Annotated in this window: 10 protein-coding genes and 1 tRNA gene; 10 read left to right on the forward strand and 1 reads right to left on the reverse strand. The window is 71.0% G+C overall.

The genetic code is table 11. From position 1 onward, the window contains the following. Window positions 1–5: 5 nt before the first annotated feature. The 10 genes from dnaN (at window position 6) to ACIQVI_RS23380 (ending at window position 11,913) form a co-directional block, all read left to right on the forward strand. Window positions 6–1,136, forward strand: coding sequence for a DNA polymerase III subunit beta (gene dnaN, locus ACIQVI_RS23335; protein WP_030205035.1), 1,131 nt, complete (start codon window positions 6–8; stop codon window positions 1,134–1,136). Between the two features lie 188 nt (window positions 1,137–1,324). After that, complete coding sequence (gene gnd, locus ACIQVI_RS23340; RefSeq protein ID WP_351969777.1) at window positions 1,325–2,203, forward strand: phosphogluconate dehydrogenase (NAD(+)-dependent, decarboxylating); 879 nt, start codon at window positions 1,325–1,327, stop codon at window positions 2,201–2,203. A 56-nt stretch (window positions 2,204–2,259) separates the two neighbouring features. Next, the gene (recF, locus tag ACIQVI_RS23345) at window positions 2,260–3,381 is read left to right on the forward strand and encodes a DNA replication/repair protein RecF (RefSeq protein WP_351969778.1); all 1,122 of its coding nucleotides are present in this window, start codon (window positions 2,260–2,262) and stop codon (window positions 3,379–3,381) included. 13 nt (window positions 3,382–3,394) lie between these two features. Beyond that, the gene (locus tag ACIQVI_RS23350) at window positions 3,395–3,964 is read left to right on the forward strand and encodes a DciA family protein (protein ID WP_351969779.1); all 570 of its coding nucleotides are present in this window, start codon (window positions 3,395–3,397) and stop codon (window positions 3,962–3,964) included. A gap of 640 nt (window positions 3,965–4,604) precedes the next feature. After that, a complete protein-coding gene (gene gyrB, locus ACIQVI_RS23355; protein ID WP_351969780.1) occupies window positions 4,605–6,635 on the forward strand; it encodes a DNA topoisomerase (ATP-hydrolyzing) subunit B in 2,031 nt (676 codons plus the stop codon). Between the two features lie 41 nt (window positions 6,636–6,676). Then, entirely contained in the window at window positions 6,677–9,292 is a 2,616-nt protein-coding gene (gene gyrA / locus ACIQVI_RS23360; protein WP_351969781.1) for a DNA gyrase subunit A, read from the forward strand. A 109-nt stretch (window positions 9,293–9,401) separates the two neighbouring features. After that, a complete protein-coding gene (locus tag ACIQVI_RS23365) occupies window positions 9,402–9,965 on the forward strand; it encodes a DUF3566 domain-containing protein (protein ID WP_351969782.1) in 564 nt (187 codons plus the stop codon). 110 nt (window positions 9,966–10,075) lie between these two features. Continuing rightward, a tRNA-Ile gene (locus ACIQVI_RS23370) sits at window positions 10,076–10,149 on the forward strand. Between the two features lie 170 nt (window positions 10,150–10,319). Next, entirely contained in the window at window positions 10,320–10,454 is a 135-nt protein-coding gene (locus tag ACIQVI_RS23375) for a DLW-39 family protein (RefSeq protein WP_003958712.1), read from the forward strand. A gap of 157 nt (window positions 10,455–10,611) precedes the next feature. Next, a complete protein-coding gene (locus ACIQVI_RS23380; protein ID WP_403598971.1) occupies window positions 10,612–11,913 on the forward strand; it encodes a hypothetical protein in 1,302 nt (433 codons plus the stop codon). A 4-nt stretch (window positions 11,914–11,917) separates the two neighbouring features. Here the strand turns inward: ACIQVI_RS23380 and ACIQVI_RS23385 are convergent, their stop codons facing one another. Then, window positions 11,918–13,360, reverse strand: a complete 1,443-nt coding sequence (locus ACIQVI_RS23385; RefSeq protein WP_403598974.1) for a protein kinase — start codon at window positions 13,358–13,360, stop codon at window positions 11,918–11,920. Window positions 13,361–13,397 lie beyond the last annotated feature (37 nt).

Raw genomic sequence — 13,397 nt, forward strand, 5'->3', positions numbered from 1 at the left:
TTCCGGTGAAGATCCGGGTGGAGCGCGACGTACTCGCCGAGGCGGTGGCCTGGGTGGCCCGCAGCCTCCCGGCCCGTCCGCCGGCGCCCGTACTCGCGGGCCTTCTGCTGAAGGCCGAGGACGGCGCCCTGAGCTTCTCGAGCTTCGACTACGAGGTCTCCGCGCGGGTCTCGGTCGAGGCGGAGGTCGAGGAGGACGGCACCGTCCTCGTCTCCGGCCGCCTGCTCGCCGACATCTGCCGCGCCCTCCCCAACCGTCCGGTGGAGATCTCCACAGACGGTGTACGGGCGACCGTGGTCTGCGGCTCCTCCCGCTTCACCCTCCACACCCTGCCTGTGGAGGAGTACCCGGCGCTGCCGGAGATGCCCACCGCGACGGGCACCGTCCCCGGCGAGGTCTTCGCCTCCGCCGCCGCGCAGGTGGCCATCGCCGCCGGCCGTGACGACACGCTCCCCGTCCTCACCGGCGTGCGCATCGAGATCGAGGGCGACACGGTCACCCTGGCCTCCACCGACCGCTACCGCTTCGCGGTCCGCGAGTTCCTGTGGAAGCCGGAGTCCCCGGACGCCTCCGCGGTCGCCCTGGTGCCCGCGAAGACCCTCCTGGACACCGCCAAGGCGCTCACCAGCGGCGACACGGTCACCCTGGCGCTCTCCGGCTCCGGCAAGGGCGAGGGCCTCATCGGCTTCGAGGGCGCGGGCCGCCGCACCACCACCCGCCTGCTCGAGGGCGACCTGCCGAAGTACCGGACGCTCTTCCCCACCGAGTTCAACTCGGTCGCGGTGATCGAGACCGCGCCCTTCGTCGAGGCCGTCAAGCGCGTGGCCCTGGTGGCCGAGCGCAACACCCCGGTCCGGCTGAGCTTCGAGCAGGGCGTGCTGATCCTGGAGGCGGGCTCCAGCGACGACGCACAGGCTGTGGAGAGGGTCGACGCGCAGCTGGAGGGCGACGACATCTCGATCGCCTTCAACCCGACCTTCCTGCTCGACGGTCTGAGCGCGATCGACTCCCCGGTCGCCCAGCTCTCCTTCACGACCTCCACCAAGCCGGCGCTGCTCAGCGGCAAGCCCGCGGTGGACGCCGAGGCGGACGAGGCCTACAAGTACCTGATCATGCCGGTGCGCCTGAGCGGCTGATGCCCGTCGGGTCCTGCCGGGGGTCCGGGGGTCGTCCCCCGGGAGACCGCAGTATGCCGGTGCGCCTGAGCGGCTGACGCCTTGGTGCGGGGCTTCGCCTGAGCGGCTGACCCCACAGGTGTGCACCCGCGTCCGGGCGTAGGCTCGGACGCGGGTACGAACCGCACACGACGCTTAAGGAATCTCTGATGGAGCTCGGTCTCGTCGGTCTCGGCAAGATGGGCGGCAACATGCGCGAGCGCATTCGCCGCGCAGGCCACACCGTCATCGGATACGACCGCAACCCGGACCTCGCCGATGTCCACAGCCTCGAAGAGCTTGTGGGCAAGCTCAAGGCTCCGCGCGTCGTGTGGGTCATGGTCCCGGCCGGTGCCGCGACCCAGTCCACCATCGACGAGCTGGCCGACCTGCTCTCCCCCGGCGACGTCGTCGTGGACGGCGGGAACTCGCGCTGGACGGACGACGAGAAGCACGCAGAGGAGCTGGCCGCCAAGGGCATCGGCTTCGTCGACTGCGGCGTCTCCGGCGGCGTGTGGGGCCTGGAGAACGGCTACGCGCTGATGTACGGCGGCGACGCCGAGAACGTGGCGAAGGTCCAGCCGATCTTCGACGCGCTCAAGCCCGAGGGCGACTTCGGCTCGGTCCACGCGGGCAAGGTCGGCGCCGGCCACTTCGCGAAGATGGTCCACAACGGCATCGAGTACGCGATGATGCAGGCGTACGCCGAGGGCTGGGAGCTCCTGGAGAAGGTCGACTCCGTCACCGACGTGCGCGAGGTCTTCCGCTCCTGGCAGGAGGGCACGGTCATCCGCTCCTGGCTGCTCGACCTGGCCGTCAACGCCCTGGACGAGGACGAGCACCTGGACGGGCTGCGCGGCTACGCACAGGACTCCGGCGAGGGCCGGTGGACCGTCGAGGCCGCCATCGACAACGCCGTACCGCTGCCGGCGATCACCGCGTCCCTGTTCGCGCGGTTCGCCTCCCGCCAGGACGACTCCCCGCAGATGAAGATGATCGCCGCGCTGCGCAACCAGTTCGGCGGCCACGCGGTCGAGACGAAGAAGTAATCCACAGGCTGTGCACCCGGCGGTGCACAGCAGCCGGGGAAGGTCGGCGCCCAACCATGCACGTCACGCATCTGTCGCTGGCCGACTTCCGTTCCTACGCCCGGGTCGAGGTCCCGCTCGACCCGGGCGTCACCGCTTTCGTGGGCGCGAACGGCCAGGGCAAGACCAATCTGGTCGAGGCCGTCGGCTATCTCGCGACCCTCGGCAGCCACCGCGTCGCCTCCGACGCCCCGCTCGTCCGGATGGGGGCCGAGCGCGCGGTGATCCGGGCCGCCGTCACCCAGGGCGAGCGCTCCCAGCTGATCGAGCTGGAGCTCAACCCGGGCCGGGCCAATCGCGCCCGTATCAACAGGTCCTCGCAGGTCAGGCCGCGTGACGTACTGGGGATCGTACGGACCGTGCTGTTCGCGCCCGAGGACCTCGCCCTGGTGAAGGGCGACCCCGGCGAGCGCCGGCGCTTCCTCGACGAGCTGATCACGGCGCGCGCGCCGCGCATGGCGGGCGTGCGCGCCGACTACGAGCGCGTGCTCAAGCAGCGCAACACGCTCCTGAAGTCGGCCGCGATGGCCCGGCGGCACGGCGGGCGGGGCATGGACCTGTCGACCCTGGACGTCTGGGACCAGCACCTGGCGCGGGCGGGCGCCGAGCTGCTCGCCCAGCGGCTCGACCTCATCGGCGTGCTGCAGCCGCTCGCGGACAAGGCGTACGAGCAGCTCGCGCCCGGCGGCGGGCCGATCCTCCTGGAGTACCGGCCCTCCGCGCCGGGCCCCGGAAGCACCCGCGAGGAGCTGTACGAGCAGGTGCTCGCCGCCCTCGCCGAGGTCCGCAAGCAGGAGATCGAGCGGGGCGTCACGCTCGTCGGACCGCACCGGGACGAGCTGCTGCTCAAGCTCGGGGACCTGCCCGCGAAGGGGTACGCGAGCCACGGCGAGTCCTGGTCGTACGCCCTGGCGCTGCGGCTCGCCTCGTACGACCTGCTGCGGGCCGAGGGCAACGAGCCGGTCCTCGTCCTCGACGACGTCTTCGCCGAGCTGGACGCGCGCCGGCGCGAGCGGCTCGCGGAGCTGGTGGCGCACGGCGAGCAGGTCCTGGTGACGGCCGCTGTGGACGACGACGTGCCGGGCGTGCTGGCCGGGGCGCGGTACGGGGTGGCCGGCGGGACGGTGGAACGCGTATGACCGGGGAGCGCGCATGAGCGAGGAAAACTTTCCCCAGCCTGTGGACGGTCCGGCGGCCTCCGGAACCCCGGTCCCCGAGGCCTCGGGCGTCGACCTCGCCCGGGTGGCACTGCGTGCCGCCAAGGAGCAGGCGAAGGCGCGGGGCGCGGCCGCTCAGCAGAAGAAGCAGGCCCGGCGCGGGGGCGGGCTGCGGTCCGGCGCGCGTGCCGACGGGCGCGATCCGATGGCGCTCGGCGCCGCGATCAACCGGCTGATCACCGAGCGGGGCTGGGAGACGCCGGCGGCGGTCGGCGGGGTCATGGGCCGCTGGCCGCAGATCGTCGGCGAGGACCTGGCGAAGCACTGCGTACCGGTGCGGTTCGACGACGAGCCGGACGCGCGGGTGCTGACCGTGCAGTGCGACTCGACCGCGTGGGCCACGCAGCTGCGGCTCCTCGCGCCGAAGCTCGTCGCACGGCTCAACGAGGACCTGGGGCACGGGACGGTACGGCTGATCAAGGTGCTGGGACCGGGGGCGCCGAGACGGGGGTACGGACCGCTGCGGGCGCCGGGATCGGTGGGCCCCGGCGACACGTACGGCTAGGGCGCCGGGCGGCCGGTTCTCCTCCGCGCGGGGCCCTTCGGGGCCTCGTTCCCGTGACGCGGGTACGCGGGTACGCGCGGGCGCGTGTACAGGTACAGGGGAAGGGCGCCGCACCGGTGATGCCGTGCCCACCCGTTCCACCCTGCGGAACGTATGCCCACGACGGGCCGGGGCGCGTCCCGGTGTCGGGAACGGAGAGCCTCCCCGCGACGGGAACAGATCGTGTGCCCGCGACGGGCAGGCGGGCAGCGCATCGCCCACGCACGACGGGCGGATCGTGCGCCCACGACAAGGGGCCCCACAGCGAGGCCGGCCGCGCCTCCGCGGCCGCAGCGGATCACACCCCCGCCCCGGAACCACCCCCCGCCCCACGACGTCCAAGATCACGCGTTGACAACGTTGGGCCACCGTCGCCCACGCCCCGCTACGGGCCGAAGCGCTGGGTGGCCGTCAGAGGGCTCTGGAGCCCCTATCCGGATATGGGGAGTCGTCTCGCTCCCGCTCAGGGCGGCACATGCGGACTCAGGTACCGGCAAACCCCCATGAGTGTCGGCGCTACCGGTAGACTGGAAGACAATCCCGCCACCCTGCGGAACATGTCGAACGACGCAGCCGCTCCCGTATGCCCGGAGAACGGCCTGTGCTGTGCCAGAAAGGGCGCTTCGTGGCCGATTCCGGCAACCCCAACGAGAACAACCAGTACACCGCCAGCAACATCCAGGTCCTCGAAGGCCTGGATGCGGTGCGCAAGCGCCCTGGCATGTACATCGGCTCGACCGGCGAGCGCGGTCTGCACCACATGGTGCAGGAGGTCGTCGACAACTCGGTCGACGAAGCCCTGGCCGGCCACGCCGACACCATCGACGTGACGATCCTGCCCGACGGCGGCGTCCGCGTCGTCGACAACGGCCGCGGCATCCCGGTGGGCATCGTGGCCTCCGAGGGCAAGCCAGCCGTCGAGGTCGTCCTGACCGTGCTGCACGCGGGCGGCAAGTTCGGCGGCGGCGGCTACGCCGTCTCCGGCGGTCTGCACGGCGTCGGCGTGTCCGTCGTGAACGCCCTGTCCACCAAGGTCTCCGTCGAGATCAAGACGGACGGCCACCGCTGGACGCAGGACTACAAGATGGGCGTCCCGACCGCCCCGCTCGCCCAGCACGAGGCGACCTCGGAGACCGGCACGTCGGTGACCTTCTGGTCCGACCCGGACATCTTCGAGACCACCGAGTACTCCTTCGAGACGCTCTCGCGCCGCTTCCAGGAGATGGCCTTCCTCAACAAGGGCCTCACCATCACGCTCACCGACGAGCGCGAGTCCGCGAAGGCCACGGTCGGCGCCGACGACCCGGACGCCGAGGCCGCCGCCGAGGCGCCCGCCCGTACGGTCGCGTACCACTACGAGGGCGGCATCGTCGACTTCGTGAAGTACCTCAACTCGCGCAAGGGCGAGCTGATCAACCCCACCGTCATCGACATCGAGGCCGAGGACAAGGAGCGCCTGCTCTCGGTCGAGATCGCGATGCAGTGGAACTCCTCGTACAGCGAGGGCGTGTACTCCTTCGCGAACACGATCCACACCCACGAGGGCGGTACGCACGAGGAGGGCTTCCGCGCCGCGCTGACCACGCTGGTCAACAAGTACGCGCGCGACAAGAAGCTGCTCCGCGAGAAGGACGACAACCTCACGGGCGACGACATCCGCGAGGGTCTGACCGCGATCATCTCGGTCAAGCTCGGCGAGCCGCAGTTCGAGGGCCAGACGAAGACCAAGCTCGGCAACACCGAGGCGAAGACCTTCGTGCAGAAGGTCGTCCACGAGCACCTGACGGACTGGTTCGACCGCAACCCGAACGAGGCCGCGGACATCATCCGCAAGGGCATCCAGGCCGCCACCGCGCGCGTGGCCGCCCGCAAGGCGCGCGACCTGACCCGCCGCAAGGGCCTCCTGGAGTCGGCGTCCCTGCCGGGCAAGCTCTCCGACTGCCAGTCGAACGACCCGTCCAAGTGCGAGATCTTCATCGTCGAGGGCGACTCCGCCGGCGGCTCGGCCAAGTCCGGCCGCAACCCGATGTACCAGGCCATCCTGCCGATCCGCGGCAAGATCCTGAACGTCGAGAAGGCCCGCATCGACAAGATCCTGCAGAACACCGAGGTCCAGGCGCTGATCTCCGCCTTCGGCACCGGCGTGCACGAGGACTTCGACATCGAGAAGCTCCGCTATCACAAGATCATCCTGATGGCGGACGCCGACGTCGACGGCCAGCACATCAACACCCTGCTGCTGACCTTCCTCTTCCGTTTCATGCGCCCGCTGGTCGAGGCCGGTCACGTCTACCTCTCCCGTCCGCCGCTCTACAAGATCAAGTGGGGCCGGGACGACTTCGAGTACGCCTACTCGGACCGGGAGCGGGACGCGCTCGTCGAGCTGGGCAAGCAGAACGGCAAGCGGATCCGCGAGGACTCGATCCAGCGCTTCAAGGGCCTCGGCGAGATGAACGCCGAGGAGCTGCGCGTCACCACCATGGACGTCGAGCACCGGGTGCTCGGCCAGGTGACCCTGGACGACGCGGCCCAGGCCGACGACCTGTTCTCGGTGCTGATGGGCGAGGACGTCGAGGCACGCCGCTCGTTCATCCAGCGGAACGCCAAGGACGTCCGCTTCCTCGACATCTGAGTCGGTCCCCGCTGACCGTACGAAAGGACTGACGACCAGCAATGGCCGACGAAAACACCTCCGGTACCACCGAAGAGCAGGAGCCCGTGCTGCGGATCGAGCCCGTCGGGCTCGAGACCGAGATGCAGCGCTCGTACCTCGACTACGCGATGTCCGTCATCGTGTCCCGCGCGCTGCCCGACGTGCGGGACGGCCTCAAGCCCGTCCACCGGCGCGTGCTCTACGCGATGTACGACGGCGGCTACCGGCCGGAGAAGGGCTTCTACAAGTGCGCCCGCGTCGTCGGTGACGTCATGGGCACGTACCACCCGCACGGCGACACCTCGATCTACGACGCGCTCGTCCGCCTCGCCCAGCCCTGGTCGATGCGGCTGCCGCTCGTCGACTCCAACGGCAACTTCGGCTCCCCGGGCAACGACCCGGCCGCCGCCATGCGCTACACCGAGTGCAAGATGGCGCCGCTGTCGATGGAGATGGTCCGGGACATCGACGAGGAGACCGTCGACTTCCAGGACAACTACGACGGCCGCAACCAGGAGCCGACGGTCCTGCCGGCCCGGTTCCCGAACCTGCTCGTCAACGGCTCGGCCGGCATCGCGGTCGGCATGGCGACCAACATCCCGCCGCACAACCTGCGCGAGGTCGCCGAGGGCGCCCAGTGGTACCTGGCCCACCCCGAGGCCTCGCACGAGGAGCTGCTCGACGCGCTCATCGAGCGGATCAAGGGCCCCGACTTCCCCACCGGCGCGCTCGTCGTCGGCCGCAAGGGCATCGAGGAGGCGTACCGCACCGGTCGCGGCTCCATCACGATGCGCGCGGTCGTCGAGGTCGAGGAGATCCAGAACCGCCAGTGCCTGGTGGTCACGGAGCTGCCGTACCAGACCAACCCGGACAACCTCGCGCAGAAGATCGCCGACCTGGTGAAGGACGGCAAGATCGGCGGCATCGCCGACGTCCGCGACGAGACCTCGTCCCGGACCGGCCAGCGCCTGGTCATCGTGCTCAAGCGCGACGCCGTCGCCAAGGTCGTCCTGAACAACCTGTACAAGCACACCGACCTCCAGTCGAACTTCGGCGCCAACATGCTGGCGCTCGTCGACGGCGTGCCGCGCACCCTCTCGCTCGACGCGTTCATCCGCCACTGGGTGACGCACCAGATCGAGGTCATCGTCCGCCGGACCCGCTTCCGGCTGCGCAAGGCCGAGGAGCGCGCCCACATCCTGCGCGGCCTCCTCAAGGCCCTCGACGCGATCGACGAGGTCATCGCGCTGATCCGGCGCAGCGACACGGTCGAGGTCGCCCGCGCCGGCCTGATGGACCTGCTGAGCATCGACGAGATCCAGGCCAACGCGATCCTGGAGATGCAGCTCCGCCGGCTCGCCGCCCTGGAGCGCCAGAAGATCGTCGCCGAGCACGACGAGCTCCAGGCGAAGATCAACGAGTACAACGCGATCCTGGCCTCGCCCGAGAAGCAGCGGACGATCGTCAGCGAGGAGCTGGCCGCGCTGGTCGAGCGCTTCGGCGACGACCGCCGCTCCAAGCTCGTGCCCTTCGACGGCGACATGTCCATCGAGGACCTGATCGCCGAGGAGGACATCGTCGTCACCATCACGCGCGGTGGCTACGTGAAGCGGACGAAGACCGAGGACTACCGCTCGCAGAAGCGCGGCGGCAAGGGCGTGCGGGGCACGAAGCTGAAGCAGGACGACATCGTCGACCACTTCTTCGTCTCCACCACCCACCACTGGCTGCTCTTCTTCACCAACAAGGGCCGGGTCTACCGGGCCAAGGCGTACGAGCTGCCGGACGCCGGCCGGGACGCCCGCGGCCAGCACGTGGCCAACCTCCTCGCCTTCCAGCCGGACGAGCAGATCGCCCAGATCCTGGCGGTCCGCGACTACGAGGCCGCGCCGTACCTGGTGCTCGCCACCAAGGCCGGCCTGGTGAAGAAGACCGCGCTGAAGGACTACGACTCGCCCCGCTCCGGCGGCGTCATCGCGATCAACCTGCGCGCGCTGGACAACGGCGAGGACGACGAGCTGATCGGCGCCGAGCTGGTCTCGGCCGAGGACGACCTGCTGCTCATCAGCAGGAAGGCGCAGTCCATCCGGTTCACCGCCACGGACGACGCGCTGCGTCCGATGGGACGCGCCACTTCGGGTGTCAAGGGCATGAGTTTCCGCGAGGACGACGAACTGCTCTCGATGAATGTCGTCCGGCCGGGTACGTTCGTCTTCACCGCGACCGACGGCGGGTACGCGAAGCGCACCCCCGTCGACGAGTACCGCGTCCAGGGTCGTGGCGGCCTCGGCATCAAGGCCGCCAAGATCGTGGAGGACCGCGGCTCGCTCGTGGGCGCGCTGGTGGTCGAGGAGACGGACGAGATCCTCGCCATCACGCTGTCCGGCGGTGTGATTCGTACGCGAGTCAACGAAGTCAGGGAGACCGGCCGTGACACCATGGGCGTCCAGCTGATCAACCTGGGCAAGCGCGACGCCGTCGTCGGCATCGCGCGGAACGCCGAGGCGGGCGACGCCGACGACGAGATCGACGACGCCGACGAGGTCGAGGGCGGTGTCGAGGTGACCGAGGCCGCGGTGGTCGAGGTCGGGACAGCCGAGGGCACGGAGCCCTCGGCCGGGGAGCACGAGGAGTAAGAGCGTGAGTGGAGCCACGGGCGCCGGATCTGCGGCCGCCGGAGCTTCTTCTGCAGGTGCCGGCGCGAGCGGCGCCCGTGGTTCCGCCACGGACTCCCAGGGGGTTGCGGTGACGGACACTCGGGGGCAGCAGCCCTCGTACGACAGCTACAACGGGCCGCTGCCCGGCGAGCGCGCCGGTGGGCAGGCGAGCGGGCCGTACCACCCGCCGCAGGCGTACGGCGCCCCGACGACGGGCGGCACGGCGGGCGGTCAGACCGGGGCCGTGCGCCGGCCCCGGACGGGCGCGCGCACGACGCCCCGGACGCGCAAGGCCCGGCTGCGGGTGGCGAAGGCCGACCCGTGGTCGGTGATGAAGGTGAGCTTCCTGCTCTCCATCGCGCTCGGCATCTGCACGGTCGTGGCCGCGGCGGTGCTGTGGATGGTCATGGACGCCATGGGCGTCTTCTCGACGGTCGGCGGGACGATCAGCGAGGCCACGGGCTCGAACGAGTCCAACGGCTTCGACCTGCAGTCGTTCCTCTCGCTGCCGCGGGTACTGATGTTCACCTCGGTGATCGCCGTGATCGACGTGGTCCTGATGACCGCCCTGGCGACGCTCGGCGCGTTCATCTACAACCTGTCGGCCGGCTTCGTGGGCGGCGTCGAGCTGACGCTGGCCGAGGACGAGTAGCGGCCGGACGGGACGCGCGGGGCCGGTCCTGACAACGGATTTTGGGACTGGCCCCCACGTGCGCTAATCTTCAGGAGTCAGCGCGCGGGACACACACCGCAAAGCGCGGCGGGGCTATAGCTCAGTTGGTTAGAGCGCATCCCTGATAAGGATGAGGCCACAGGTTCAAATCCTGTTAGCCCCACATTTTCGATCGGCCCGGACGGTTCATCCGTCCGGGCCGATTCTCTTTAGCCCCGGAGTGAATCGGGGACGTCGTGGGTTTGAAACTCGCACAGGTCACCGATCGGTATCGGTCGCTGTGTAGAGTGGGCGTCAGAAGTCTCCTACGTCAACGAAAGACGAGGTCGCGCGGTGAAGAAGCTTCTCCTGGTCGCACTGGCCGCCATCGGCGGGCTCCTCGTGTACCGCCAGATCCAGGCGGATCGCGCCGAGCAGGATCTGTGGACGGAGGCGACCGACTCCGTGCCCGCAGGTTCGGGTGTCTGAGACGAAGACCGTCTGTGGGTGAAGCCCCGGCCGCACTTGTGCGGCCGGGGCTTCACTCTGTTCCGGGGCCGTCCGGATCCCACCCGGCCCTGTCGGCGGTTTGCCTGGGCGAATATGTTGCTTGCCCACGTGAAGAGCAAGCGATGAGGGGGAGCGCGTGAAGAAGCGGGCCGGCACCGGCAGGAGGGCGGGGGCCCTGATCGCGGCCGCGGCGGCGGTGGGCGCGGTGGCGGGGCCGCCCGCCCAGGCCCGGGCCGCCGACGGGGAGGCGCTTCCGCCGTACGCCTTCGACTCCACCGCCCAGCGGGTCCCGGGCGCCGCCTCCAGCTCGGACGCGCGGCCGCTGGAGGCCGGGCGGACCTACCGCGACACGCTGAAGAAGGAGGGCAAGGTCTACTACCGGGTCGTCCTCGACGGGAAGCGGAACACGTACGTCTCCGTGGTCGCCGTTCCCAGGCCCGGCGCCAAGGTCGACTACGGCGACGGCTTCAAGGTCAGCATCCAGGACAACTCCGGCACCGAGTGCGGCTACCAGCAGGCGCGCTTCTCCTCGGCGCAGTACGCCCGCCCCCTCGCCGCGTACGCCCGCCGCATCGTCAACCCGGACACGTCCAGCTGCCAGCAGCCGGGGAACTACTACGTGCTCGTCGAGCGCACCACGAAGGCGGACTCCGACCCGGCCGACTGGGAGCTGGAGATCCGGCACCTGTCCGAGCCGCTCCTGAAGAAGGCGGGGCCCACCGAGCTTCCGGAGGCCTGGCCGTCCGCCACGCCCCCGCCCCTGACGGGCGAGCCGAAGCCCCGGCAGGGCGGCTCGGGGGTCTACGACGCGGCCTCGCTGACGCAGGGCGAGTGGCGGGCCGACATCCGGCCCGGACAGACCCTCTTCTACCGGGTCCCCCTCGACTGGGGACAGCAGTTCTTCGCCACCGCCGAACTGGGCAGCAGCGCGAAGGGCGACGACTACGTCTCCAACGCGCTGGTGCTCTCCCTCGACAACCCGGCGCTCGGCCACGTCGCCGACGAGACCGTCGGCTACAGCGGGAAGCAGGCGACGCTGGCGCTCGGGCCGCAGCGGCCGGTGGCGCACGAGAACCGCACCTCGTACACCGAGGCCACGAGCGGGATGCGGTTCGCCGGCTGGTACTACCTGTCCGCCACGCTCAGCCCGGAGCTCGCCGCGGAGTACGGCGACGGGCCGGTGCCGCTGACGCTGCGGGTGAACGTGCTGAACGCGGCGAAGGCCGGACCCGGCTACGACGGGGACCCCGGCCCGTTCGCCGTGACCCCCGACGACAGGCGGGCGGCCGAGAAGGGGTCCAACGGGGCGCAGGCGGCCGAGGAGGCGGAGCGCGGCGACGTCATGCGGCTGGTCGCCACGGCCGGGATCGGCACCGGGACGGTGCTGCTGCTCGGCCTCGGCGCGTGGACGCTGATCGCGCGGAGGACGGCGGCGTGACCCCTCAGACCTGAGTGAGGGCCCAGAAGCCGACCGCGAGGCAGACGAGCGCGAGCAGGAGCACCGGGACCGCGACCTTCGGGGGCGGTCCCGGACGGCGTACGGGGGCGGGCACGGGGGCCGTCACCGGCTGGGGGTACCCGTAGGGGCCGGGCGCCTGGACGGGCTGGGCGGTGTACGGGTTCGTGGGGGCCTGCCCGTACGGGGACCCCGAGGGGGCCGGATACGCGACCGGCGGGGGGAGGTGGAAGCTGCCGGTCTCGGAGGGGCTGGGCGGAGGCGGGGCGGCCGGGGCGACGGCTGGGGCGGCCGGGTGCGGGGGCGGTACGGGGTGTACGGGCCCGGCGGGCCGCTCCTGGGCCGGTACGGGCGGGGGGACGGGGCGCCCGGGGTCGGTAGCCGTGGGCGTGCCGGGGGCGGCGGTCGCGGAGGCGGCCTGGGTGCCCTGGTGGTCCTGGTGGTCCTGCGCGGGGTGGGTCGTGGGGCTGGTGGGGTTCGCGGGACCCGCGGGACTCGTGGGGCCTGCAGGACTCGTGGGGTTCGCGGGATTTATGGGACTTGCGGGATTCGTGGGGCCTTCGGGGCCGAAGCCCGGCGGCAAGGGGCCGAGTTGGTCGAAGATCTCGACCGGTTCCTCGTCGGCGGCCGGCTCGGGCAGCATCTCGACGGCGGCGCTCAGCGCCTTGCGCGCCCCCGTGGCCGTACGGAAGCGGGCCTGCGGATCGGGCTGGAGCAGCCCCGCGAGGACCTGCCAGAGGGGCTCAGGGATGCCCTCGGGGGCGCTCGGGGTGCCGTGCGTGAGGAAGTGCTCGACCAGGGCCTGGGAGTCCGGCTTGCGGCCCTGGAGCAGATAGAGCGCGACCAGGCCGACGGCGAACAGGTCGGCGGTGAAGTCGGGTTCGGCGCCGAGGAGCTGCTCGGGGGCGAAGTAGCCGGGCGTCCCCACGACGTAGTTGGTCTCGGTGAGCCGGGGTTCGCCCTTGCGCATGGAGATGCCGAAGTCGGAGAGCCGCAGGTGCGGCCGTGCGGTCCCGGTGACGTCGAGGAGGATGTTGGCCGGCTTGATGTCCCGGTGGACGACCCCCTCGGCGTGCACCGTGGCGAGCCCCGAGAGCAGCTGGTCGAGGAGGACGCAGACGAAGCGGGGCGGCAGCGGGCCGTAGTCCCCGATGACGTGGGCCAGGGAGCCGCCGGCCACCAGGTCCATGGTGAAGAGGACCTTGTCGTCGTCGGCGGCCCAGCTGGCCGGGGCGAGGACGTGCGGGTGGTCGATGCGCAGCGCCTGCTCGCGGACGAAGCGGAGCAGGGTGTGGGCGTCGCTCTGGAGCAGCACCTTGGCCGCCACGTAGCGGCGGCGCCGGTGGTCCCAGGCCCGCCACACCGCGCCCGCCCCGCCCCGTCCGATCGGGTCGATCAGCTCGTACCGTCCGGCGAAGACCTCACCCATCGCGCTGCGCCCGCTCCCCGTCGCTTCGACTCTCCGC

Source organism: Streptomyces sp. NPDC098101, assembly GCF_044760185.1.
GTDB lineage: Bacteria > Actinomycetota > Actinomycetes > Streptomycetales > Streptomycetaceae > Streptomyces.

Excerpts from the sequence above, each read along its gene's own strand:
- recF (WP_351969778.1), top strand. The coding sequence starts at position 2,260 with ATGCACGTCACGCATCTGTCGCTGGCCGACTTCCGTTCCTACGCCCGG.
- gyrA (WP_351969781.1), top strand. The coding sequence starts at position 6,677 with ATGGCCGACGAAAACACCTCCGGTACCACCGAAGAGCAGGAGCCCGTG.
- ACIQVI_RS23350 (WP_351969779.1), top strand. The coding sequence starts at position 3,395 with ATGAGCGAGGAAAACTTTCCCCAGCCTGTGGACGGTCCGGCGGCCTCC.
- gnd (WP_351969777.1), top strand. The coding sequence starts at position 1,325 with ATGGAGCTCGGTCTCGTCGGTCTCGGCAAGATGGGCGGCAACATGCGC.
- ACIQVI_RS23385 (WP_403598974.1), bottom strand. The coding sequence starts at position 13,360 with ATGGGTGAGGTCTTCGCCGGACGGTACGAGCTGATCGACCCGATCGGA.